Here is a 21,641-nt window from a genome sequence, read left to right as displayed (position 1 = left end):
CGATTCCTGGAACATCGTTGCTCTCTTCTCTGTTGGGTGGGTCTAGGCGTGTTGGGGGGTGAAGTCTCGGGCCAACCGCTGGCCGGGGAACCAGTCGGACTCCGGCAGTAGCGCGGTCAGCTGTTCGATCGCGACGGCGATCGCGAAGGGCGTGCCGGGCGTGAAGGTCGAGACCCACTCGCCGTCGAAGGCGCGCGACGGGCTCACCAGCACCCGTCCGGCCGCCGCGTCGACGATGCTCATCCCCACCTCGGTGGTGGCCTGCCGGCCGTCGCGGCGGCAGCCGGCGACGATTTCGACGTAGCTGCGCGGGCCGGTGAACACCGACTCCACCACCGACCGCGCGGATTGCGGGATGCCCAGGTAGTCAACGATTTCGGTGAGCGAGGCGCCCGAACGCAGCCGCTCGTCGGCCCGGGCGCCGACCCGCGCCGGCATGCTGAACTCGTCGAATCGAGCCGGTGGTCGCTGTGCGAGACCGACGCCGAGGACGGGGACCAGCGCGCGCGGATCGTCGATGTCCATGGCGGTGAACGTGATCAGCTGCGCGCTGCGCAACGCCACGATCGTCTTCGCGGTGGCGGCGGAGCGCCGCGCCACGATGCCGCGCAGCAGCTCCCCGGCTCCGCCGTCCTTGGCGGGGCCCACGTAACGCAGGTCGAGCCAGCGGTCCGGAAAGCACACCACCCTGATCCAGTCGGCGACCGCCGGGTTGACGGCTCCGCCCTCGGACACCAGACCCATCCGGGTCAGCTCGTCGCGCTGGCGCTCGAGGAACGCCCGTCGCTGGGCGGCGTCGGTGTAGGGCGAGGTGATCGCCAGAACCCATGGGAAGCTGCCCGCCCCAATGGTTTCCGCGATGAACCACGCGTGATCGACCGTCAGCTCGACGGCGTTGGGCTCAGCGATCATCGCACCGGGATTAGCCGCCCCACTTGGCGGCTTCGGCCTGGTCCCGCGCGAGCATGGACATGGTGTTGGCCTCGTGGGTGCTGGCCATCGCCTGGTAGGCGCGCACCAGACTCTCCATCGCCTGGTTCCACTGGGCCTGCCACGCCTGGTAGGTCATCCCGGTGTCGCCCTGCCAGGCGTTGGACAGCGTCGCCTGCTCGCTGGCGATGTCGGAACCGAGGCCCTGCAGCGTGCCGGCGTAGCCCGACATATCGGCGGCGTGGCTCAACATCGCCGGGTAGTTGTACATGATCTGGGACATGACAAGTCCTTTCGCGGTTGGTGGCGGCTAGCGGGGCGCGGTCAGAAGGCGGTGTAACCGGACGCGGCGGCCGCGTCGGCGGCGACGTAGGTGCCGGCGGCGTCGCCGAGGTTGGCCTGTGCGATGTCGAGCAGGGTGTTGACCCGCGCTGCGGCCTCGACGAAGCGGGCGTGCGCGGCCTGGAATGCGGCCGAGGCCTCACCCTGGTGGAACGCCTGCGCCGACATGGCTTCCTGCTCGGCCTGGCTGATGGTGCTGCGCATCAGCGCCGCCTTGGCGCCGAACGCCGACTGTGCGGCCACCAACTGTGGAATGTGAGCGTCCAACATGCTCATGGTGCGTCCTTTCTGTTCGGTCTCTTGGGGTTTCGCTGACTGCCGGGCATCGTGCTGACTGCCTTACCCCCCTTCCCTCGGCTCGGTCGGGCCCGCGGGGTCTTGGTCGGCGTCGTGGTCCCAGGTGCCGGGCGTCATCGGCATCCTCGGGCCGCCGCCGAACTCGCCGTCGGTGAGCTTGGTCAGTCCGGCCGCCCGGAAGGCGTGCTCTTTGCGCGCGGTGCCGGCGAAGCCCAGGACCCCGGCCCCGGCCCCGGACGCGACCGCGCCGGTCGGCCGCTCCTCGTCGCCGTAGACGGGGGGAACGCCGAAATCGGCGTCCATGTCCGCGAATTCGTCGGCGTGGTCGCGCATCGCGGCCCGCTTGCGCCGCCGCGCCCGCGCCTCGGCCCGGCTGGCTGCCGCGGCGCCGGCCGCCGGGATCGTCGCCGCAGGCGCCTTGGCGCCGCCGCGGCCGCCCAGCGTCGGGCCGACACCGGTCTCCGGGTCACCGCCGTAGGCGACCAGGTAGGCCGAAGTGGTCGGCGCGGGCGCCGGCGCCGGCGCGGGGGCCGCTCCGGAACCCGCGGCGACCGAAGTGGCCGGGGTCGCCGCGGGAGTCGCGACGGTGGGCGCCAGCGCGACCGCCGGCAGCAGCGACGCCGGCCTGGTCGAGGTGACAAGCGGCGTCGCCGCGGCCCCGGCCACGACCGGCGCGATCTCGGCCGGCGCGCTGAACAACGAGCTCAGGCCGATGCCGAGCAGCAGCGGAATGAGGAAGGGCGCGGTCAGGATCGCGCCCCAGGTCGGCCAGCCGACGGCGTTGAAGAACACCTGGTAGGCGACGAAGAACAGCAGCGGGCCGTTGGCGGCCAGCAGCGCGGGCAGGTTCGAGAAGAAGTTCTGCAGCATCTGCTGAATGTTCTGGAAGAAGTCCTGCAGGAACTTGGACAGCTGCTGGAAGAAGTCCGAGATCGCGTTCCCGGGATCGGACGGGCTCTGCGCGGCGTTGTTCGCCTCAGCGCCCGGCCGCACGACGGAGGGCGCCGGGGCGCTGCGCGGCGCGGAGGCCAGCGCCGCACCCGAGGTGGCCTGGTAGGCGCCCATCACGGTGGCGGCCTGCAACCACATCCGCGCGTAGTCGGCCTCGTTGAGCGCGATCGGGATGGTGTTGATGCCAAAGAAGTTCGTCGCCACCAGTACCCCGTGTACGGCATGGTTGGCGGCCAGCTCCCCCAGCGTCGGCATGGCCGCCAGGGCGGCGGTGTAGGCCGCCGCCGCGACCTCGTGCTGCGCGGCCACGCCCGCGCTGTCGGCACTGGCCTGCTGCAGCCACGCCAGGTAGGGCCCGTGCGCGGCCGCATACTGCTCGGCGGTGGGCCCTTCCCAGGCAGCCGCCTGCGTCTCCCCCAGCACACCGGTGAGTTCGGCTGCCGCCGTGGCGTATTCGGCGCTCAGCGCGGACCACGCGCCGGCGGCCGCCAGCAGCGGCCCCGGTCCCGGACCGGCGCTGAGCAGCGTCGAATGCACCTCGGGCGGCGAGGCCATCCAGACGGGCGCGACGGGGGACGTCATTTCTCAGGCGCCCGAGAACCCGTACGTCGCGGCGGCCGAGGCGTCCCCGGCGAGGTAGCTGGCGCCGGCTTCGCCGACGCCCACCCCGGCGCGGCCGAGCTCCTCGACCCCCTGGGCGGCGACGGCGGCGTGCTCCTGGCCCTGGGCGCTGAACCCGAGCGCCGTCTGCAGCGACACCGGATCCACCGCGGGCGGAACCACCGCGGTGATGGCCGGGGCGGCCGCCGCGTGCGCGGCCGCCAGCCGCGCCGTCAGCGCCTCCACCGCGGCGCTGGTCGCGGCCAGACCCTCGGGAACCACTCGCAACGTCATGACTCTCCCCTTACTGTTGCGTTTCACCGGACATCGCGGCCTCACCCACCAACGGGTTGACCAATTGCACATAGGTCGGAGCGTCGCTGTCGCCCAACAAGATCGCCCGCCCGGCCGGCAGCCGGCCGAACCGCTGGCCGCGGATCTTGCCGCTGTCCTGCGGGTTACCCGCGAGCATCAGCGTGGTCGCCTGCAAGTCGTTCAAGCGGCGCAGCAACGGGTTGGTCATCAGCGCGTGACCGGATCCGGTGGCGCGCGCCGTCACGATCACCCGCAGCCCCAAATCGGCTGCCTGTGAGAGGATTCCGATCAGCGGGGTCCACGGCCGCTGCCCGATGTACGGGCCGCTCATCGCCGGGGAGTCCGGTATCTGGTCGACGTCGTCGATGATCAGGTAGTGGGTGTGCCCCGCGTACGTCCAGCGGGCCAGCTCGCCGGGTGTCAGGCCGGCCGGCGGACGCCGCGACTCGATGAGGTTGGCCAGGCCCAGCATCGCCGGGATGACGCGGTCGACGTTGGCCGTGTATTCGTTGTCGGCGAACAACGGCTCGTCGACCAGGTGCAGCCGCCGATCCAGCACGGTGAACGCCACCCGGTCGGGCGTGGAGTTCTCGCGGATGGTGCGAATGATGTGGCGCAGCAAGGTGGTTTTCCCCGACTTGCTGTCGCCGAAGACCATCAGCAGCGGCTCGTCGGCGAAGTTGACCACGACGGGCGCGAGGTCCTCCTCGCGCTGGCCGATGACCACCTGCTCCGGGCCGCGATAAAGCGCGCCGAGGACCTCGGGGGCGAGGTTGGCCGGCAGCAGCCGCACCGGCGGCGCGGCCATGCCGGGGTAGCGGGCGTTGAGCGCACCGATCTGGTCCAGCTCCGGGGCGGCGAACAGGAAGTGCTCGGCCGCCATGGTCAGCCCGCGGCCCGGCTGGTCGTGCGGTACGGCCTCGGCGGGGCGCCGCAGCGCGCCGACGACCCGCACGTTGCTGTCCCGCGGGTCGTGCAGCTTGAGCTCGAGGCGCAGCCCGAGGCCGTCGCGCATGGCCAGCGGCACCTCGAGCCAGCTCGGGGTGGTGATCACGACGTGGATGCCGTAGGCGAGCCCGACGTTGACCAACTCGGTCACCTTGGTCAGCAACGGGTTTCGGGTGTTGAACTGGTCGGTGTTGTCGCGGCCGAACGCGTAGAGGTTGTCGATGACCAGGAACACCTCGCCGTACCCGTCGTCGGGCGCCGCGCCGCGGGCGTCGCGGAACACCTCGCGCCGCTGCCTCGACAGCAGCAGCTGCTCCAGCTCGCCGAAGGTGCGCCGGATGCGTTCGGGTTCCAGCGCGGAGGCGACGCTGCCGACGTGCGCCAGGTCTTCCAGCGCCCGTAGCTTGCCGCCGCCGTAGTCCAGGCAGTAGAACGTGACGTCGCGGGGCGAGTGCAGGCTGGCCGCCGACAGGATGAACGTCTGCAGCGCGGTCGATTTCCCGGACTTGGGGCCGCCGTGGATCACCACGTTGCCGGCCGCCGAGGTGGCGTCGAACACCAGCGGGTCGCGGCGCATCTCGAAGGGTTTGTCGATCTCGCCGAGCGGCCACTGCCACTGCCGCTGCGGCACCCCGGCCCGCGCGAGCACCGCGGTCAGCGGGATCGGCTCGTCCAGCGGCGGCAGCCACAGCTGCGGCGCCTTCGGCCCGTACTGCGCGAGCTGGTCGCCGATGGTGGCGATGAGCTTGCGCGGGGGCCCCGTGAGTTCCTCGTCTCCGACCACCGGGATGACGGTGTCCTGCTCCGGCTCCACCCGCCCGGCAGTGAACAGCTTGGGCTCCGGGGCGGCGTGCACCACAAAGGATTTGGCCCGCTGCGGCGGCTCGTAGATGCCGTCGACGTAGGTGCTGCGGAATTTGATCGGTGCCGCGCCCGGGGCGGGCACCAGGAAGCCCACGCCCTTGTGTTCCTTGCCCGATTCGATGTGGTAGGCGTCTTCCACGCCGATGATCTGGCGGGACACGCTGGGACTGGCCACCTTCAACCCGATGCGGTAGGAGGTGTTCTTGTCGATGTCCTTGATCTTGCCCACATCCAGGGTCTGCGACGCGAACAGGATGTGGATGCGGAACGAGCGGCCCTTGCGCGCAACGTAATCGAACAGCTCGGCGTATTCCGGGTGGTCGGCCAGCATCAGGGTGAACTCGTCGGCGACCACGAACAGCGTCGGAATGGGCGGCAGGTCGTGCCCCGCCGCGATCGCACCCTCGTACTCGACCACCGAGTTGAACGCGCTGCCCTGCACGCGGCGCCCGGCCTCGCGCAGCAGCGTCTCCCGGCGGGCCACCTCGCCGCGCAGCGTGTCGGCGAACCGGTCGGCCAGCGACTTCTTCTCGGCCATGTTGGAGATCACCGCGACGACCTGCGGGAAATGCCGGAAGCTGTCGGCCCCAGCCTCACCCTTGAAGTCGGCGTAGATGACGATCAGCCGGTCCGCCGAATGGGTTGTCAACAGCGACAACAGGATCGACATCAGAGTCTGGGACTTGCCGGAGCCCGTCATGCCGATCATCAGGCCGTGCGGCCCCATCCCACCCTCGGCTTCGTCCTTGAGGTCGAAGTACAGCGGCTCGCCCGTCGCCGTGACGCCGATGGGAACGCGCAACTCGTCCTCACGGCGGCGCGGCGCCCACAGGGTGGGCACGTCCAGCCGCGAGGCGTCTTCGATGCCCAGCAGCGTGGTGAAAGTGGCGCCGCGGGTGGCCGCCGAGCGCAGCCCGGTGTGGGTCGGGTTGGAGTCCCAGCGCGACAGCTGGCGCGCCAGATGGGCGGCCTCGTCGGCGCCGAGGCCGTCGGCGTCGTCGATGTAGGGTTGCCACCCGCCGGTCTGCCACCGCGTGATGGCGCCGCGCTCGACGCGCAGGATCGGCTTCTCCGGGTCCGAATACTGTTCGCGGTGCGGCGGTGTGGTGCCGCGGTGCAGGACGGTGACGCCCGCCCGGCCCAGCGCCAGCGTCGAGGTGTCCAGGTCGAAGTCGGGGTCGTCGACGACGATCAGCAGGTGCCGCAGCGCGTCGGCGGGTCCGCCGGTGAAGGCGGGGCGGTCGACGAACGCGGGGCCGAGCAGCAGGACCAGCTCGTCGGGGTTGGTGGTCAGCAGGCGGGCCGGCCCGACGCCGTCGAGCTCTCCCGGAACGTCGGTGTGCGGAAGCCATTTCAGCCAGGACCAGTCGGGGCCCTCCAGGTCGCGGGCGACCAGCGCCACGCCCAGCACGGTCGGGTCGTGCCACGTCACCGCCTGGGCGATCCAGGCGCGCATCGCCGCCCGCGCGTCGTCCTCCTCACCCAACACGGTGATCCGCGAGACCTTGGTCAGGTCGATCCCGGTGGGCACGTCGCGCACGATGCGGTGGGTGTCGAGCAGGCCGCGTAATGCGCTGTGCGACACCGGTTCCAGGTCGATCTCGTCGGCGGTGTCGTTGACCCGCAGCGCGGTGGTCAGGGGGACCTGGTGGCGGCCGGCCCGCAGCACCAGGAAGTCGGGGTCGTGCGGGTCGCGCTCCCACTGCCGGCGCGATCCGGGCACGCTCGCCAACGCCGTCGGCTCGGGGTGCGACCACTCGGCGGCGGCCCGCTGCTGGGCGGCCTGGGTGCGGATGTTGTCGCGGACCACCGACAGGTAGCGCAGGTAGTCGGCGCGTTCGGCGTCGACCTCTTCGGTGCGGGTCTTGTTGTCGTTGCCGCGATACATCGCGGTGGCCGCCAGCAGCAGCACGAACGGGAAGAACAGCGTCTGCGGGGAGATCAGCCGCATCCCGGTGGCGAACAGCGCCACGACCATGCCGACGATCAGGATCACCAGCACGTAGGGCATCGCCCGGCGCAGGAACGACGGCGGGATCACCCGCGGCAGCTCGGGGGGCGCCTCGATGTTGATGGTGCCCTTGCGGGTGACCGGCGGCGCCAGCCGGCGGCGGGCTTCGAAGATGAGTCGGCTCATCGGGGCGCTCCCTCTGCTGATGCCACGCGGCCGGGCTTGGTGTCGGGCGCCAGCCCGTCGTGCGCCAACAGCGCGTCGGCGCGCGACAGCGTCGGACCGCCGGCGAACAGCGCCAGCACCGACCACGGCACGGGCACCGCCGGCTCGCTCAGGCCAAGGGCCTCAACGGTTTTGCCGCGCCCGGCGGCCGAGCTCTCCGCCTCGTTGTCGATGCCGTAGCGCACCCCGGTGTCCGACACCCAGAACAACGACCCGGTGCCGGGCGCGCCGGCACCCCCGGTGACGGTCTGGGCGAAGTAACCGGTGCCCGGGGCCAGGGCTACCCGGGCGGCCACCAATCCGTTCTGCGGGGAGGTGCCCCCGACCAGGTCGACGGTGCGGATCGATTCGGGCACGGGCAGCGCCGAGCCGGCCAGCAGGCTCAGCGAGCTGCTGGCGGCGCCGGCCGGCTTGGTCCAATAGGCGCACGTGACAGGGTCTTTGGCCGCGTCAACGAGGGTGACCTGCCGGTCGGGATAGCGCGAGGTGTCCAGCATCCGCGACACCGGCAGCTTGGCCACCGCGTCGGCGCCCAACCGCGGCGGTTGGTCCAGGCCGTAGGAGTTGGTGTTGCGCAGGATCGCCGCGAGCACCGGGGAGATGGGCTGCAGGCCGTCCGGCAGCACCGCGTAGTAGCGGGCCCCGCCCGCCGAGTTCTGGTCCAGCGCTTCCAAGTTGAAGGACACCACGACCGCACCGATCGGTGCCGGCGCGGGGAAGCCGGCCGGGGCACCGGCATTCGGGATGGCGGGCGCCGTCAGCGCCGGCGCCTCGGGGATCGCGTTGAACAACCCGAGCGCGATCGGCCGCGGCGCGGGGATGTCGGAGTTGTTGAGCCCCAAGCCGAGCGCGTTCGTGACGGCGTGGTCGGCCAGGTTGAGCTGGCTGCGCCTGCCGTCCCAGAGCAGCCAGGTGCTGTTGCCCTTCTCGTTGGGGGAGTCCACCAGCACGGCCTGTCCGGCGTCGAGCTTGGCCGCCCGAGCGCCGCTGCTGTCGGGCCGGCCGGCGATCACCGTGACACCGGTGCTGTGCACGGCGCGCGCGGTCCCGGCGATCCCGTCGCACACCGTCCAGTCCGCATCGCGCGTGGTGTTCTGCACCATGCGCTCCGGAGCGCCCGGGATGCCGATCAGGTTGCCGCGCGGAAATCGGTCCAGTTCAGCGCTTTTCACGGTCACGGGGTTGACCGGCTTCCCGACGATCAGCCGGGCCGAGGTCAGGTTGAGCACCGGATGCAGCTGGTCGCCCACCCGGACGTAGAGGGCGGCCGTCGACCGGTCGGCGAGCACGGCGTTGGTTCCCGCCGTCCCGTTGGGCCGGATCAGCGAGAACACGAAGCAGCCCGCGAGCGCGGTGGCCAGCAGGACCACACCCATCAGCACGGCGCGCGACTGGGTGCGCAGCGGGTCGACGAGCATCCGGGTGTCGTGCAGGGCGATGCCGGAGGCGATGCGCCGCATCACGAACCGCCAGCCGCTGACCTGGTGGCGGGTGACGAAACCGCGGCGGAACTCGACCTTGTCGGGGTTGTCGTTGACCGGGGTGCGTGAGGCGAACGAACGCCGTGCGCCGTCCCACTCGCCGGACTCGTTGTTCGATGTCATGCCGGCACCGACAGCCCGAGGCCACGCAGCAACGGCTCCACCGAGTTCTCGACGTCTTGGTCGGTGATCGTCATCAGCTCCTCGTCACTGAATTCCCCGGTCCCGGCGTGATCCGAATGGTCGAGCCGGAATTCGCGTTCTTCCTCGGAGCGTTCGACGATGTTGCGGACGAACCGACCGTTGCCGGCGATGTCCAGGTTGCGCCGGGAGATGCCGTTGGCGTCCGGCGTCGATTCGGTGGCCAGCTTGGTGAACAACGCCTCCATGTGGTCGAGCGCGGCCGGCTCGAAGACGCTGTCGCGCTGCTCGGCCATCTTGGTCGCGATCTCGACGAGCTCCGGGGGTGCGTAGGAAGGGAAGTCGATGTTGCGCGTGAACCGGGACCGCAGGCCCTCGTTGGTGTCCAGGAATTTGTCCAGGTCGGCGCGGTAGCCGGCGATGATGACCACCAGCCGGTCGCGGTCGTTCTCCATCCGCGCCAGCAGGGTGTCGATCGCCACCAGCCCGAAGTCGTTCTTGGCGCCGGTGGCCACCAGGGCGTAGGCCTCGTCGAGGAACAGCACCCCGTCCAGTGCGCTGTCGATGATCGCGTTGGTCTTGGCCTCGGTCTCGCCGATGTGCTGGCCGATCAGGTCGGCGCGGTGCACTTCCCGGATGTTCTCCCGCTTCAAAAGCCCCAGCCCGCAATAGATCTTCGCGACCACGCGGGCGATGGTGGTCTTGCCGGTGCCGGGCGGTCCGGCGAAGACGAGGTGATGGGCGCGCTGCGCGACGGCCAGCCCCCGCTGCTTGCGCACGAGTTCCATGGCCACCGAGCTCTTCAGCCGCGACACCTGGTTCTTGACCTCGTCCAGGCCGATGAACTCGGCGAGCTGGAGTTCGGCCTCGTGCAGCAGCACGGACTTGCGTTCGTGGGCCGCGGGGTCGACGAAGTCCTCGGCGCTGGGCTCGGTCTCCGGATCCCAGGGATCGGTGCGCGCATCGATCCGGGCCGCGTTGGTGGTCACGATCCCGAAGCTGGTGTCGGACAGGGCCTGTTCGATCTGTTCGTTTTCCGGATGGGCCGCATACAGGTCCTGCAGCACCTCACTCGCCGAGTCCTCGTCGACGTGCGCGCGCAGCACCAGCGCCTTGGCCAGCGCCCCGTCGACCGCCGCCACCGCGACGGGACCGTCGGGTTCCTCGAGATAGGACAGCGCCGGGGCGAACATGCCCAGCCGCGCGAGGGCGGTGCCCAGCGCGATCCTGGCCGCGTGGGCGAAGGCTTCGTCGAGGCCGGCGTCGTTGACGACCGGTGTGAGGAGCTTGACGACGTCCGACCACCGCTCGGCGCGGTAATGGACGACGACGGCGACCCAGCGAGCTTCGTGCCAGTTCGGGCGGCGCGCGGTCAGGCCGGTGACGATCCGGTCGGCGTCGGCGAACCGTCCGGCGGTCCCGAGGGCCGCCGCGTAGGCGAGGTGGAACTCGTCGGGGGTGGCGGCGCGGAACTGCAGATAGAGGCCGGTGTCGTAGCGGAAGCCGAGCGCGCCGGGCGCCAGGTCCACCCTGCGCTGCAACGCACCGGTCGTCGCCGCGGTCCGCGCCACCGCCTCCAGCACCCGCGCGGACGTGTCACCGGCGGCCGCCAGCCCGGTCCAGGCGTCGCACTGGTCGTGGGCGATGCGGGTCAGCGCCGTGAACCCGGAGCGGGCGGCGGCCAGGTCGGCCGGGCGCTGCCGCTGGTACACCGAGAGGCCGAGCGCGCGGCAGCACGTGGCGAACCGGCTCACGACGTCGCCGTCGACCCGGGCCTCCGCGCGGGAATTGACGGGCTGAGCGGCCAGCACGCCGGTGTCACCGAGTTCCACGGCCACGTCTTTCCATTTGTGTAGCCTCCCCTAACTTGACCCGCCTGAAGTTAGCATTGCATAAGCTAAGTGTCGAGGCGTCGGGGGCCATCGGCGTCACCACGCCACACCCCGGTCGATTCCGCTGATAAGGATGCTAACCAGGACAATTGGCCGCATTTTCGGTCTTAATCTCCGTCTCAGTAGGTTGGCAGGCCCTTGGCAGTCGCTTCTAAGCGGTCGAGCTTATCGAAAATCATTTTCATTATCAATCCGGGCGGTGCCCACTTTGGACCGCCGGACAAGGCAGTAGTCGTCCGTCGCACCGGGAAAGTTCCGGTCCCGATCGGTTTCGTCAGTCCGGTGCCCAATTGCCCGGCAACATGGGCAGCGACGGGCCGCCGCCGAAATCGTCGCCGGCGAGCGTCGCGAGTCCGGACGCGTCGGTGCCGCCCTTGCTCGCGGTCCCGGCGAAACCCAATGGCCCCGCACCCCGGTCCGAAGCCACCGATGACGCGACTCCTGCGAACGCATCCGCCTCCGGGCCGGTGTCCGGCTCCAGGTCCGCGTATTCGTAACCGCGGTAGTGATCCTGCATCGCCGCCCGCCGGCGCCGCCGGGCCCGCCGCTGGTCCCGCGCCGATGCCGCCGCCACCGCCGCGGCCGCGGCGGAATCGGGCTCCGGCGCCTTGCGTTGCGCGCCGGCGCCCATGCCCGTGCCCGACCCGAGGGTCGGACCGCCCACCAGGTAGGGGAAGGGGGCGCTCCCGATGCCGGCGGGCGGTGGCGGGGTTCCGGTCGCCGGCACCGAGGTGGGTGCGGGGGCTTGGGCCGGGGTGGCGGTCGACGGCGCCGGGGCGGTGGCCGTGATGCCCACCGGCGAACCGGCGGCCACCGCGGGCATTTTCGGGGCCTCGGATACCGGTGCGGCGGCCGCGACCGGGGCGGGAACCGGCTCGGGCTGGATCGCGGCCAACGCCGTGAGGCTGGCGAGGCCTCCCGCGGCTCCGACCGGCACGACAAACGGAACCGCCAGGAGCTGGGGGAACGCCTGGAATACCTCGATTAGATGGGTGAACTCGTCCGCGATCAGCAGGCCGATGTCGTGCAGGAGTTGCGTCAACGCCGCGGACGGATTCTCGGGAAATTCCTCCAGATCCCTTCCGATGGTCTGGAAAATCTCCAGGAAGCGGTTGATCCACCAGCTCAGCTGGTACGGGTTGCCGGAGTCGTTGTCGATGATGTCGTCGTTGCCGCTGTCGTCCTCTTCGCCGGTGCTGTCGGCCTGGACGATGGTGGGAGCCGGGTCGGTTTGCGGCGTCGACGCCACCGCCATCGTGGAGACCGCCTGGTACGTGGACATCGTGGTGGCCGCCTGGACCCACATGCGCGCGTAGTCGGCCTCGTTGACCGCGATCGGAATCGTGTTGATACCGAAGAAGTTCGTCGCCACCAGCGCGCCGTGCATCGCGTGGTTGGCGGCCAGCTCCGGCAAGGTCGGCATGGCGCCGAGCGCCGCGGTGTAGGCCGTCGCCGCGGTCTCGTGCCGGGCGGCGGCCGCGGCACTGTCGGCGCTGGCCCGCGTCAGCCACGCCAGGTAGGGCGCGTGGGCGGCCACGTACTGCTCGGCGGTGGGGCCCTCCCACGCCCCGGCCTGCGCCGCCGCCAAGGTCGCGGACAGCTCGTCGGCCGCCGACGCGTAGGTCGCGCTCAGCGAGCTCCAGGAGGCCGCCGCGGCCAGCAGGCCGGCCGGGCCGGGGCCGCTGCTCAGCTGCGCCGAATGAACCTCCGGCGGCAGCGCCATCCACACGGGGGCGGTCACCCTCGACCGCCGGCCGGGCCATCGAAAAAAGCGCGCAACGTCACGCCGGAACTCCTCGCCGGGCCGAGACCGACGCCGCCCGGGCTGTTGGGCGGCGCACCGATCAGCCCGGTAGTAGTCGGAGGCCGGCGCGAAAAAGTTCCGGCGCGCGGTCAACTCATGGCGAACTCATCGCGAGCCCGGCGGCGGTCAGCCTTTGACCGCGCCCACCAGGGTGTTACGCGCGACCATCGGCCCGGCGTCGATGTCCGGGCCAGGAACCGGCCTGCCGTTCTGGCGCAGAAAGTCGGCCAGCGGGGTGCCGACCGCGGTCCACCCGCGCTCCCCGAACCATTCGGTCGCGGGGGCGACCCGCTCGTTGTAGACCAGCTGGTAGAAGGGCCGCTCGGCGCCTTCGGCCATCTTGGCGCGCTCTTCCTCGCGCTTGGCCTCGAAGTCGTCCTGGTCGAGGGGGGCCCCGTCCTCGACGGCGACGTGGCTGCCCGGGGCGGCCAGGCCGTCGATGCCGGTGAACAGCTGCTCCTGCGCGGTGGCCGGGAGGTAGATCAGCAGGCCCTCGGCTATCCAGGCCGACGGCAGGGCGGCGTCGAAGCCGCTGTCGCGCAACGCTTGCGGCCAGTCGTCGCGCAGGTCCACCGCGATCTCGCGGCGCTCCGCGTTCGGCCGCGCACCCTGCCCGGTGAGCACCTCGCGCTTGAAGTCGAGGACCTGCGGCTGGTCCAGCTCGAAGATGGTCGTGCCGGCTGGCCAGTCCAGGCGGTAGGCGCGGGAGTCCAGCCCCGCCGCGAGGATCACCACCTGCCGGACGCCGGCGCCGGCGGCGCGGCGGAAATATTCGTCGAAGTACTTGGTGCGGGCGCCCTGGAAGTTGACGAAATGCTGGCCGAAGTCGGCCGTGGTCAGCTCGTGATCGGGGGCCTTGCCGTCCAGGACGTCGGCCGCCCACCCGCCCACGGCGCGGCAGAACACCTCCGCATAGGGGTCGACGGCCAGCGGGTCCGGCTTGCGGGCCTCCAGCGCCCGCGCAGTCGCCACGAACAACGCCGTCGAACCGACACTCGTTGTGATATCCCAGGTATCGCCTTCACTACGCATGTAGTCGACAGTACCGGCCGCAGATGTGCCGATTTCCGTGGCGCGCAACGCCTACGGTGAGCGCGGGCGCCACCGCCCCCGGCCGACGCGTCCGCGTGGCCGTCGTGTTGAGAACCGGCCCGCCGAAGGGCACTCAGCCGGCCGCGTCGTCGCCCGGATCGGCTGGCCGGTGACCAGGATGACGGGCGTCCGCATCGCGCTCCTTATTGATAATCATTTTCATCTTGTCTGTGGATGCGGTACCGTCTGTATCAGGCCTTGTCGAAAATCATTTTCAATAAGCGGGACATGGAGGTACACGATGTCGGCGCACTGCCAGGTGACCGGCCGGACACCGAGTTTCGGTAATGCGGTGTCACATTCGCATCGCCGGACCCGCCGGCGCTGGTCACCCAACATTCAACTCAAGACGTACTACCTGCCATCCGAGGGACGCCGCATTCGGCTGCGGGTCAGCGCGAAGGGCATCAAGGTCGTCGACCGCGACGGGATCGAGGCAGTCGTGGCCCGACTGCGTCGACAGGGGCACCGAATCTGATGGCCCGCAACGAGATTCGCCTCATCGTCAAATTGCGGTCGACGGCGGGCACCGGCTACACCTACGTGACCCGCAAGAACCGGCGCAACGACCCCGACCGACTGGTGCTGCGCAAGTACGACCCGGTCGTCCGCCGCCATGTCGACTTTCGCGAGGAACGCTGAACATGGCCAAGAGATCCAAAATCGTGAAGAACGAGCGCCGGCGCGCCATCGTGGCGCGCTACGCCCCGCGCCGGGCCGAACTCAAGGAAACCATCCGCTCGCGTCAGAGCACCCCCGACCAACGGGCCGCGGCGCAACGGGAGCTGTCCCGCCAGCCCCGCGATGCCAGCCCGGTGCGCCTGCGCAACCGGGATGCGGTAGACGGACGCCCGCGTGGGCATCTGCGCAAATTCGGGTTGTCGAGGGTGCGGGTGCGCGAGCTGGCCCACGCGGGTCAGCTCCCCGGAGTGCGAAAGGCAAGCTGGTGAGCGGCAAGAATGCCCAGCGCAGACGTCGTCTCGCCCAGCCGGATGTCAAGTCCGGGAAGAGAAACCTGCTCACCAGCCTGGGTCTGCGCAAAGTCGACTACAAGGACACCGCGTCGCTGCGCGTATTCATCTCCGAGCGCGGCAAGATCCGCGCGCGCCACGTCACCGGCCTGACCGTCCAACAGCAGCGACAGGTGGCGACGGCCATCAAGAACGCCCGCGAGATGGCGCTGCTGCCCTACCCCGGCACGGGACGTTGACCTCGCCGCGGCGCGGCACCGACCGCCCCTTCACCCTGATTGTCTGCGCCGCTTGCGCGTCCCATCACCGGCTCTCGGTGATCGACGAACTACGGCCCGCGATCCGGCGCTGCCCTCACGCCATGCTCGTCTCGGCCGCGTGCATGCTGGGGCCGGTGACGTGCGCGTCCCGGCCGACGGGGCGCGGCGTCATGGCCGTCGTGCAGCCCTGCACGAAAGACCGGGCGGCATGCGGGCCACCTCACTGGATCGGACCCATCGCCAGCAGCCAGCAGGCCGCGGCCCTGCGTGACTGGCTGGAACGCGGCCAGTGGGAGACCGCTCCGATCCCCGAAGAACTTGGCAATCACCACCTTTGGGCTACCAGCCTGCGCCGCAGCAACTGACCCGCCGAGCCTGCCAGCCGCGTTGTCCGCGAGGGTTTGCCGGGGATTCCCGGGCGTGCGCTACCGCGTAGCGTTGCCACCGTCATCGTCCCAGGTGCCCGGCATCATGGGAACCCTTGGGCCGGTGCCGAACTCGTCACCGGCCAGCGTGGTCAATCCCAATGCCGCGGTGGCCTCCTCGCGGTGGGCGGTCCCGGCGAACCCCAGCTTCCCCGCCCCGTGGTCGGAGGCGACCGACGCCGCCCCGGCACCCGGCGCACCCCAATCCGGGTCGACGTCGACATTCATGTCCGCGAACTCGTCGCCGTAGTCGCGGCTGATCGCCCGCCTGCGGCGGCGCGCCCTGGCCTGCTTCCGCACGGCCGCGGCCGCCGCCGCGGCGGCGCTATCGGGTTCCGGCGCTTTCCTTTTGGCACTCGAGCTGGCCGCCGCGCCCATCCCGGAGCCGGTCCCGATGCCCGGCGGGGCCACCACGTAGGGCGGCGCGAAACCCGCCGGGTGCGGCGGCGGGGTGGGTGGCGCGGTCGTGGCCACAGTGGTCGCCGTCGGCGCGGGAGCGGACGCCGGCGCCGAGGCGGGCGCCGCCGCCGGCGCAGCGGCGGTCGGTGTCATCGCGACGGCCGGCATCGGGGCGGGTGGTGGGGCGGGCGCCGGCACCGGCGCCGGCAAGACCTGGGGCTGAGGTATCCCGGCCAGGCCGGCCAGCCCGGCGAAGCCGGCGACGGCGCCGAAGGGGGCGACCGCGAGCAGCACCGCGGGGGCCAGCAGCTGCGGTGCCGTGGTCAGGATCTCGAGGATGTGGGTCGGCCAGTCGAACAGCATGAGCTGAACGATGTATTGGAAGGCCAGCGCCGGATTGTGCACCAGGTAGTAGCCGAACTGCTCGAAATCCTCGAGCAGTTCCAGCGCTCGAACGACCCACCAAATCGGTTCTGACGCATTGGTGTAGGAGTCATAGGTCAGGCCGTTCAGCGTACCTTGGGCCGGATCCCAGTTGATGCCGAAGTTCTTCAGGATTTGCGCAATGAAGTCGTTGAGCGGATTGTCGATCGTAGGGTCGTGGTCCACGTTCGACGAACTATCGGCTGAAGCGTCCGACTTCACTATCTGCGGCGCGGGGTCGGTCTGCGGTGTCGCCGCGACGGCCGCGGTCGAGGCCGCCTGGTAGGTGGTCATGGTGGCGGCCGCCTGCACCCACATCCGCGCGTAGTCGGCCTCGTTGACCGCGATCGGAATCGTGTTCACGCCAAAGAAATTCGTCGCCACCAAAGCGCCGTGGATGGCGTGGTTGGCGGCGAGTTCCGGCAGCGTCGGCATGGCCGCCAACGCCGCGGTGTAGGCGACGGCGGCGGTCTGGTGTTCGGCGGCCGCCGCGGCGCTGTCCGCGCCCGCCCGCGTGAGCCACGCGAGGTAGGGCGCATGCGCGGCGACGTACGACTCCGCGCTGGGCCCCTGCCACGAGCCGGCCTGCGCCGCGGCCAAGACGCCGCTGAGTTGCGCTGCGGCCGAGGCGTATTCGGTGCTCAGGTCGGACCATGCGCCCGCCGCCGCGAGCAGCGATGCCGGGCCGGGGCCGCTGCTGAGCAACGCGGAGTGCACCTCGGGTGGCGAGGCCATCCAGATCGGTGCCGTCATAGGTACTCCTCAGACTGGGAAGGCTTACCAGGCAGAGGAGAGCTTAATGAATATGATTGTCGTTATCAACACGGCCGGGTTCGGCCGCCGCGCGCGTCAGACCAGTGGGCGCCCCGTCCTGATCCGGCGGTCGACGTCGGCCAGTAGGACGTTGAACGGGAATCGGCGAACGAACCGCGGTAGGCGCCGGTTCACCAGGGCGAGCGCCGCAATCAGCCGTTCGAAGCGCCGTTGCCTGGCGGCGTCCCAGGGCAGGCGCATCTCGTCGCGGAACCGCTGCGGCAGAAAGCCCGTGGTGACGAGCAACGCGAAGTTGTCGCAGGCGCGCTGCAGCCGGCGCGGGAGCGCCAGTCCCGGCATGCGGCCGGCGGCGATGGGATACAGGTATTCGCGGACCGCGTCGTCGATGTGCACCTTGGCCAGCGACTCCTCCCAATATCGGTCGAACGCGGCCCGGTCCGCCGGCCACATCTCGGGCGGCACCTGCAGGGTGGTGGCCAGCGCCATGCCCTCCCGGTAGTGGCGGTCGGCGTCCTCACCGTCCAGCTCGCCGATGAACATGCGGTAGATGTCGACCCCGCCCTTGTACAGGCACGCCCCCACCCACAGCTGCAGGGCGGGGTCGAAAGCGTTGTACTGCACCGGGCTTTCGGGGGTGGAGTAGACCTGCGCGTGGGCGCGGTTCACCGCGCGGCGGAAGGCCTCCTTCTGGGTGTCGCTGCCGTTGGTCGCCACGGCCAGGTAGGTGAAGGTGGTACGTGCGCGCTTGATCGGATGCAGGTCGACGCGGCCGCTCTCGACGCGGCTCTCCATGACGCCGTAGCCGACACCGGGACGCGCCAACTGCATGACCACGTTCGCCGGGCCGGCCAACAGCGCGACGCCCATCAACCCCTCGTCGATGCCGAGCGCCAACCGGCGCCGCCGCGCCGGGGATGGCCGGGGCGGGTCGGCGATGGGGCGCTCGACATGCCGAGCCGGTTCCTGAACAGCCTCGCGGATCGCCATCGTCATCCCCTCCCGCGGCACTGCCGCCAATGTGAGAACGGCTGTTTCCTGATATTGTCGCGGCGCCCCGCCGGTGTCAAGATGGGTGGCATGAGCGAGACCTCCAGCGCGCGGCCCTACCGCGGCGTCGAGGCCGCGCAGCGCCTGGCCACGCGGCGCAACCGCCTCTTGGCCGCGGGCCTCGAGCTGCTCGGCGCCGAGCAACAGAGCGTCTCGGCGGTCACCGTCCGCGGCGTGTGCCGTGAGGCCGGGTTGGCGGCCCGGTACTTCTACGAGAGCTTCGCCGACAAAGACGAATTCGTCGGCTCCGTCTTCGATTGGGTGGTTGCCCAGCTGGCCGCCACCACGCAGGCCGCGGTGACGGCGGTGCCGGCGCACGAGCAGACGCGAGCGGGGATGGCCAACATCGTGCACACCATCGCCGACGACGCCCGGCTCGGGCGCCTGCTGTTCAGCACGCAGCTTGCCGATCCGGTGATCGTGCGCAAGCGCGCCGAATCCAGCGCGTTGTTCGCCATGCTGTCCGGCCAGCACGTCGGGGACGCGATGCGGGTTCCGGCAAACGACCGCATCAAGGCGGCGGCGCACTTCGTGGTCGGCGGCGTAGGGCAGACCATCAGCGCCTGGCTCGCCGGCGACGTCCGGCTCGAACCCGACCAGCTCATCGATCACCTGGCCGCCCTGCTCGACGAGCTCGCCGAGCCAAGGCTCTATCGCACCAAGGAATCCCGGGCGGCGGCCGACGCCTAGCGGGTGCTTACGCCGGGCAGGCCGTGCGCCAGGCCGTGGTGGCCGTCAGCCCGAAGTCGCTCAGCGCATCTGAAACGTTGGCTCGTAGTTGCTCAATCGAGTTGTGTCGACCGAGCTCGTAGGCGAGGAACGAGACGAACACCCGGCCGTGCACCCGCCCCGACAACAACGCCAGTGCCCCGTTGGTGCGGTACATGGTCGCGGTGGTCACCCCCGGGTACACCGTCCGCATGGCGAAGTGATCGGCCTCGGTGCCGTCCGCCCGGTTGACGGCCGGGTCCAGCGTCCCGAGGTTTGACGACACGACGGTGATCGCGCTGCCGGTGACCACGCCGATCAGCCGCCGCATGACGCGCTTCGGGATCAGCGGAATCAGCGGCAGCAAGGCCCAGCGCTCGTCGGGCTCGTCCAGGTGGCGGGACAGGGCTTCCTTGACCCTGGTGCGGATCTCGCGCAGGTCGGTCGTCGCCGGAGCGGGGTCGACCGTGATGTCGACATTGACGACCGCGTTCGCGCGGGTGTCGCCCGGGGTGCGCTCGTTGACCGGCATTCCCACGTTGACCGTTCCGTCCGCGGCGACTCGCCCGACTCGTCGGGCGAGGTGGGCGGCCAGTCCAGCGAGCAGCGCGTTGCTCGTCCCCCCGAGTGCCTGCGCGCGCGCGTCCCACTCGTCGGCGTTGATGAACAGCGTCGCCATGGGCAGCGTGATGAGCTCGTCCGCCCCGACGGGCGGCGCGGGCCGCTTGGCGGCCGGCGACGCGGCGGCGCCGGCGTGGCGTGCAGTCCCGGCCAGGCGGATCGCGGCAACCACGGCGCGGCCCACGCTTGATGCGTCGCATGCGGTTTGGTGTGCGTCCTCGCGCACGGCCCGCCACCGCAGCCGTGCCGCCGGGGGCGGCCAGTCGATGGTGTCGTCGCGGCCGCACGCCGCGTCCGCCAACGCCTCGCACAGCCCGACGCCGTCGGTGAGGCAATGGGTGGTCACCAGGCTCACCGCCGCGCCGCCGTCGGTCAAGGGGAGCAGGGCAAGGTGGAATCCGGGCCCGTGCTCGGCATCGGGTCGCTTATCCGCCTGTTCCTCCAGCCAGTCGCCGATCGCCTCACGGGGCCGTGGCGCAGCGACGATCTCGAGCTCCGACTGAACGGTGGGAGCCACCCAGCGATGCCTGCCGAACGGCAAGGGGGACCGTTCGATGCGGCGACGCAGCCGACCCCGACCGAGATGGCGATGAAACCTTCGCAGCCCGTCGACGTCGACGGCGCGGTCGTATACCCAGATGCACTGCAGCACACTGGTGGTGGCGGTCGCCCGCTCGCCGAGGAACATGGTCTGGTCGGCCAGGTCAAGCACGTTGCTCATCATCCCGACTCCCGCCGTCTCGTGCGTCTAGGCCGCAACGACATCGGGCTGGTCGGGGGTGGTCTCGATCACCCGGGCGAATTCCCGGATCAGCGCCGCCAGGTAGCGCTGCACCGACTCGCGGGCTATCTCGTTGTCCGGGAAGGAGATCGTCACCGTGGTGCGTTCCACGTGCCGGTTGATCCACATGTTGATCCCGCCGGCGGACAGGCTGTCGCCATAGGTCCCGAAATTCATCTCCGTCCACATCCCGACAAGGGGGATCTTTCGAAAGTCGAGGAACGACAACATCATCGGCAGTTGCGTGGGCAGCTTGATGCCCAGCTGATCCGGGGTCGCCAACTCCAGCACGCGCTCGACCGGCACGGCGGCGAGGTCCTTGGCGGAGTCGAAGGATTTCTGAGCCGCCCGTGCCGCCTCGGGGAACGAGTCGCCGGCCGTCGGAACCGTCACGGGGATCAGGCTGGCGAACCATCCCACCGTCATGGTGTCGACGCCCATGTCTCGGGTGTCCCTGGCCGTGAACCCGAAATAGGTTTCCTTGCCGGTCAATTGGCGCTCCGCCAACGCCGTGCAAGCCAGGACTCCCCCGATGAACCGGGCACCGGCTGCGCAACACGCGGCGTCGAACGACTCCGTCCCCGCGGCGTCGAGCAAGTCGACCGTGACCAGGTCGCCCTTGCAGCTGGCCCATGTGTCGCCCAGCGGCAGCGGAAAGCTCGGCCAGTCACCGTCGGCCTCACGCGCGAACGCAATCCAGTCCTTGACCTCCGGGGACGACAGGGTCAGGCTCGCCGCCCTCTCCCGCTGCCGCACGGTGTAGTCGCGGTAACTTCTCAGCTCGCGGGGTGCGGGAAGCTCGCCACCTTGCGCACCCAGCACCAGCTCTTGGTACGTCAGGTGGATGTCGAGGAAGATCAGCGCGGCGGACACGCCGTCGATGTGCAGGTGGTCGACGCTGGCGTAGAAGGTGAAGTGGTCGGGCCCCTGGACGACTCCGTAGGTGAAGCAGCCCCATCCGAGCGTCCCGGGCGTCGTCGTCAAGACGTGCGCACGCGCCTGTTCGGGGCTCATCTGTCCGAACGCCGTCGGAGCGAATTCGATGACCCCGGGGTCGGCGATCGCGCGGCGGACGATGACGCCTTCGACGATCTCGAACCAGCTGTGGTAGGTGTCCTGACCACGGACATGGGCGTTGATCGCCGCCGTCATCGCCGGGATGTCACACGTGCCGGGAATGTCCCACGCCACCACCATCAACCGGGGCAGCTGTCGGTTCATCGTGTCGCCGAGGTGGGCGGTCCAGAGGTGTTGAGTCTGCTGATAACTCGGAACCAAATCGCTCAATGGCGCGGTGCGAGCCGCTTCGTGCGCCGCGGGCGTGGCCGTCCACGTGGTCAGTGGTCCGTGCGGCGGTTCCCATTCGTAGATGTTCCCGAGTGCGACCATTTCTTGATCC

General features: G+C 70.4%; 20 protein-coding genes. 6 read left to right on the top strand and 14 right to left on the bottom strand.

The features are described 5' to 3' along the window. Nucleotides 1–42: 42 nt before the first annotated feature. The 10 genes from A5713_RS10820 to A5713_RS10775 form a co-directional block, all read right to left on the bottom strand. The gene (locus A5713_RS10820) at nucleotides 43–912 is read right to left on the bottom strand and encodes an ESX secretion-associated protein EspG (protein WP_068095368.1); all 870 of its coding nucleotides are present in this window, start codon (nucleotides 910–912) and stop codon (nucleotides 43–45) included. A 10-nt stretch (nucleotides 913–922) separates the two neighbouring features. Further along, nucleotides 923–1,213 (bottom strand): WXG100 family type VII secretion target, encoded by a 291-nt coding sequence (locus tag A5713_RS10815; RefSeq protein ID WP_007172528.1) that lies wholly within the window; start codon nucleotides 1,211–1,213, stop codon nucleotides 923–925. A 41-nt stretch (nucleotides 1,214–1,254) separates the two neighbouring features. Then, nucleotides 1,255–1,548 carry a type VII secretion system protein EsxG gene (esxG, locus tag A5713_RS10810; RefSeq protein WP_067926893.1) on the bottom strand — a complete coding sequence of 98 codons (294 nt, stop codon included), beginning with the start codon at nucleotides 1,546–1,548 and terminating at the stop codon, nucleotides 1,255–1,257. A 63-nt stretch (nucleotides 1,549–1,611) separates the two neighbouring features. Further along, the gene (locus A5713_RS10805; protein WP_068095364.1) at nucleotides 1,612–3,102 is read right to left on the bottom strand and encodes a PPE family protein; all 1,491 of its coding nucleotides are present in this window, start codon (nucleotides 3,100–3,102) and stop codon (nucleotides 1,612–1,614) included. 3 nt (nucleotides 3,103–3,105) lie between these two features. Beyond that, a complete protein-coding gene (locus tag A5713_RS10800) occupies nucleotides 3,106–3,414 on the bottom strand; it encodes a PE family protein (RefSeq protein ID WP_067926896.1) in 309 nt (102 codons plus the stop codon). 10 nt (nucleotides 3,415–3,424) lie between these two features. Further along, the gene (eccCa, locus tag A5713_RS10795; protein ID WP_068095363.1) at nucleotides 3,425–7,384 is read right to left on the bottom strand and encodes a type VII secretion protein EccCa; all 3,960 of its coding nucleotides are present in this window, start codon (nucleotides 7,382–7,384) and stop codon (nucleotides 3,425–3,427) included. Further along, nucleotides 7,381–9,027: a type VII secretion protein EccB gene (eccB, locus tag A5713_RS10790; protein ID WP_068095361.1), complete on the bottom strand. Its 1,647-nt coding sequence runs from the start codon at nucleotides 9,025–9,027 to the stop codon at nucleotides 7,381–7,383. The genes eccCa and eccB overlap by 4 nt, the downstream gene beginning before the upstream one ends. Then, a complete protein-coding gene (eccA, locus tag A5713_RS10785) occupies nucleotides 9,024–10,877 on the bottom strand; it encodes a type VII secretion AAA-ATPase EccA (RefSeq protein ID WP_067926947.1) in 1,854 nt (617 codons plus the stop codon). Before eccA ends, eccB begins: the two co-directional genes overlap by 4 nt. 334 nt (nucleotides 10,878–11,211) lie before the next feature. Continuing rightward, on the bottom strand, nucleotides 11,212–12,678 hold the full coding sequence (locus A5713_RS10780; protein ID WP_068095358.1) for a PPE family protein: 1,467 nt from the start codon (nucleotides 12,676–12,678) through the stop codon (nucleotides 11,212–11,214). A gap of 189 nt (nucleotides 12,679–12,867) precedes the next feature. Beyond that, on the bottom strand, nucleotides 12,868–13,773 hold the full coding sequence (locus A5713_RS10775; protein ID WP_068095356.1) for a class I SAM-dependent methyltransferase: 906 nt from the start codon (nucleotides 13,771–13,773) through the stop codon (nucleotides 12,868–12,870). Between the two features lie 301 nt (nucleotides 13,774–14,074). Here A5713_RS10775 and rpmB point away from each other — a divergent pair, with 301 nt between their 5' ends. From rpmB to A5713_RS10750, 5 genes are all read left to right on the top strand, one after another. Continuing rightward, on the top strand, nucleotides 14,075–14,311 hold the full coding sequence (gene rpmB / locus A5713_RS10770) for a 50S ribosomal protein L28 (RefSeq protein ID WP_068095354.1): 237 nt from the start codon (nucleotides 14,075–14,077) through the stop codon (nucleotides 14,309–14,311). Next, a complete protein-coding gene (gene rpmG, locus A5713_RS10765; RefSeq protein ID WP_068095352.1) occupies nucleotides 14,311–14,475 on the top strand; it encodes a 50S ribosomal protein L33 in 165 nt (54 codons plus the stop codon). Before rpmB ends, rpmG begins: the two co-directional genes overlap by 1 nt. A gap of 2 nt (nucleotides 14,476–14,477) precedes the next feature. After that, complete coding sequence (gene rpsN, locus A5713_RS10760) at nucleotides 14,478–14,783, top strand: 30S ribosomal protein S14 (RefSeq protein WP_068095350.1); 306 nt, start codon at nucleotides 14,478–14,480, stop codon at nucleotides 14,781–14,783. Further along, nucleotides 14,780–15,043 (top strand): 30S ribosomal protein S18, encoded by a 264-nt coding sequence (gene rpsR, locus A5713_RS10755; RefSeq protein ID WP_068095347.1) that lies wholly within the window; start codon nucleotides 14,780–14,782, stop codon nucleotides 15,041–15,043. Before rpsN ends, rpsR begins: the two co-directional genes overlap by 4 nt. A 122-nt stretch (nucleotides 15,044–15,165) precedes the next feature. Continuing rightward, nucleotides 15,166–15,429 (top strand): hypothetical protein, encoded by a 264-nt coding sequence (locus A5713_RS10750; RefSeq protein WP_231980341.1) that lies wholly within the window; start codon nucleotides 15,166–15,168, stop codon nucleotides 15,427–15,429. Between the two features lie 60 nt (nucleotides 15,430–15,489). On the opposite strand, the gene A5713_RS10745 is transcribed toward A5713_RS10750, so the two are convergent. Both A5713_RS10745 and A5713_RS10740 read right to left on the bottom strand, forming a co-directional pair. Further along, nucleotides 15,490–17,064 (bottom strand): PPE family protein, encoded by a 1,575-nt coding sequence (locus tag A5713_RS10745; RefSeq protein WP_068095343.1) that lies wholly within the window; start codon nucleotides 17,062–17,064, stop codon nucleotides 15,490–15,492. Nucleotides 17,065–17,160: 96 nt separating this feature from the next. Beyond that, nucleotides 17,161–18,072: an oxygenase MpaB family protein gene (locus A5713_RS10740; RefSeq protein WP_068095386.1), complete on the bottom strand. Its 912-nt coding sequence runs from the start codon at nucleotides 18,070–18,072 to the stop codon at nucleotides 17,161–17,163. Between the two features lie 81 nt (nucleotides 18,073–18,153). On the opposite strand from A5713_RS10740, the gene A5713_RS10735 reads away from it, so the two are divergent. Beyond that, nucleotides 18,154–18,822, top strand: a complete 669-nt coding sequence (locus tag A5713_RS10735) for a TetR/AcrR family transcriptional regulator (protein WP_067922604.1) — start codon at nucleotides 18,154–18,156, stop codon at nucleotides 18,820–18,822. A 7-nt stretch (nucleotides 18,823–18,829) separates the two neighbouring features. Here A5713_RS10735 and A5713_RS10730 read toward each other — a convergent pair whose 3' ends face one another. Both A5713_RS10730 and A5713_RS10725 read right to left on the bottom strand, forming a co-directional pair. Continuing rightward, on the bottom strand, nucleotides 18,830–20,182 hold the full coding sequence (locus tag A5713_RS10730) for a hypothetical protein (protein WP_068095385.1): 1,353 nt from the start codon (nucleotides 20,180–20,182) through the stop codon (nucleotides 18,830–18,832). 27 nt (nucleotides 20,183–20,209) lie between these two features. Continuing rightward, nucleotides 20,210–21,631, bottom strand: a complete 1,422-nt coding sequence (locus A5713_RS10725; protein ID WP_067922607.1) for a condensation domain-containing protein — start codon at nucleotides 21,629–21,631, stop codon at nucleotides 20,210–20,212. Between the last annotated feature and the right edge of the window lie 10 nt (nucleotides 21,632–21,641).

It is taken from the genome of Mycobacterium sp. E2497, assembly GCF_001668695.1.
Classification (GTDB): Bacteria; Actinomycetota; Actinomycetes; order Mycobacteriales; family Mycobacteriaceae; genus Mycobacterium.
Note: the sequence above shows the minus strand (reverse complement) of the source record. Positions and strands in the feature narration are given on the sequence as shown.

What these genes read in the sequence shown, in the direction of transcription:
- A5713_RS10820 (WP_068095368.1), bottom strand. Translation starts at nt 912, where the DNA reads ATGATCGCTGAGCCCAACGCCGTCGAGCTGACGGTCGATCACGCGTGG.
- A5713_RS10815 (WP_007172528.1), bottom strand. Translation starts at nt 1,213, where the DNA reads ATGTCCCAGATCATGTACAACTACCCGGCGATGTTGAGCCACGCCGCC.
- esxG (WP_067926893.1), bottom strand. Translation starts at nt 1,548, where the DNA reads ATGAGCATGTTGGACGCTCACATTCCACAGTTGGTGGCCGCACAGTCG.
- A5713_RS10805 (WP_068095364.1), bottom strand. Translation starts at nt 3,102, where the DNA reads ATGACGTCCCCCGTCGCGCCCGTCTGGATGGCCTCGCCGCCCGAGGTG.
- A5713_RS10800 (WP_067926896.1), bottom strand. Translation starts at nt 3,414, where the DNA reads ATGACGTTGCGAGTGGTTCCCGAGGGTCTGGCCGCGACCAGCGCCGCG.
- eccCa (WP_068095363.1), bottom strand. Translation starts at nt 7,384, where the DNA reads ATGAGCCGACTCATCTTCGAAGCCCGCCGCCGGCTGGCGCCGCCGGTC.
- eccB (WP_068095361.1), bottom strand. Translation starts at nt 9,027, where the DNA reads ATGACATCGAACAACGAGTCCGGCGAGTGGGACGGCGCACGGCGTTCG.
- A5713_RS10775 (WP_068095356.1), bottom strand. Translation starts at nt 13,773, where the DNA reads ATGCGTAGTGAAGGCGATACCTGGGATATCACAACGAGTGTCGGTTCG.
- rpmB (WP_068095354.1), top strand. Translation starts at nt 14,075, where the DNA reads ATGTCGGCGCACTGCCAGGTGACCGGCCGGACACCGAGTTTCGGTAAT.
- rpmG (WP_068095352.1), top strand. Translation starts at nt 14,311, where the DNA reads ATGGCCCGCAACGAGATTCGCCTCATCGTCAAATTGCGGTCGACGGCG.
- rpsN (WP_068095350.1), top strand. Translation starts at nt 14,478, where the DNA reads ATGGCCAAGAGATCCAAAATCGTGAAGAACGAGCGCCGGCGCGCCATC.
- A5713_RS10750 (WP_231980341.1), top strand. Translation starts at nt 15,166, where the DNA reads ATGCTCGTCTCGGCCGCGTGCATGCTGGGGCCGGTGACGTGCGCGTCC.
- A5713_RS10745 (WP_068095343.1), bottom strand. Translation starts at nt 17,064, where the DNA reads ATGACGGCACCGATCTGGATGGCCTCGCCACCCGAGGTGCACTCCGCG.
- A5713_RS10740 (WP_068095386.1), bottom strand. Translation starts at nt 18,072, where the DNA reads ATGGCGATCCGCGAGGCTGTTCAGGAACCGGCTCGGCATGTCGAGCGC.
- A5713_RS10735 (WP_067922604.1), top strand. Translation starts at nt 18,154, where the DNA reads ATGGGTGGCATGAGCGAGACCTCCAGCGCGCGGCCCTACCGCGGCGTC.
- A5713_RS10730 (WP_068095385.1), bottom strand. Translation starts at nt 20,182, where the DNA reads ATGAGCAACGTGCTTGACCTGGCCGACCAGACCATGTTCCTCGGCGAG.
- A5713_RS10725 (WP_067922607.1), bottom strand. Translation starts at nt 21,631, where the DNA reads ATGGTCGCACTCGGGAACATCTACGAATGGGAACCGCCGCACGGACCA.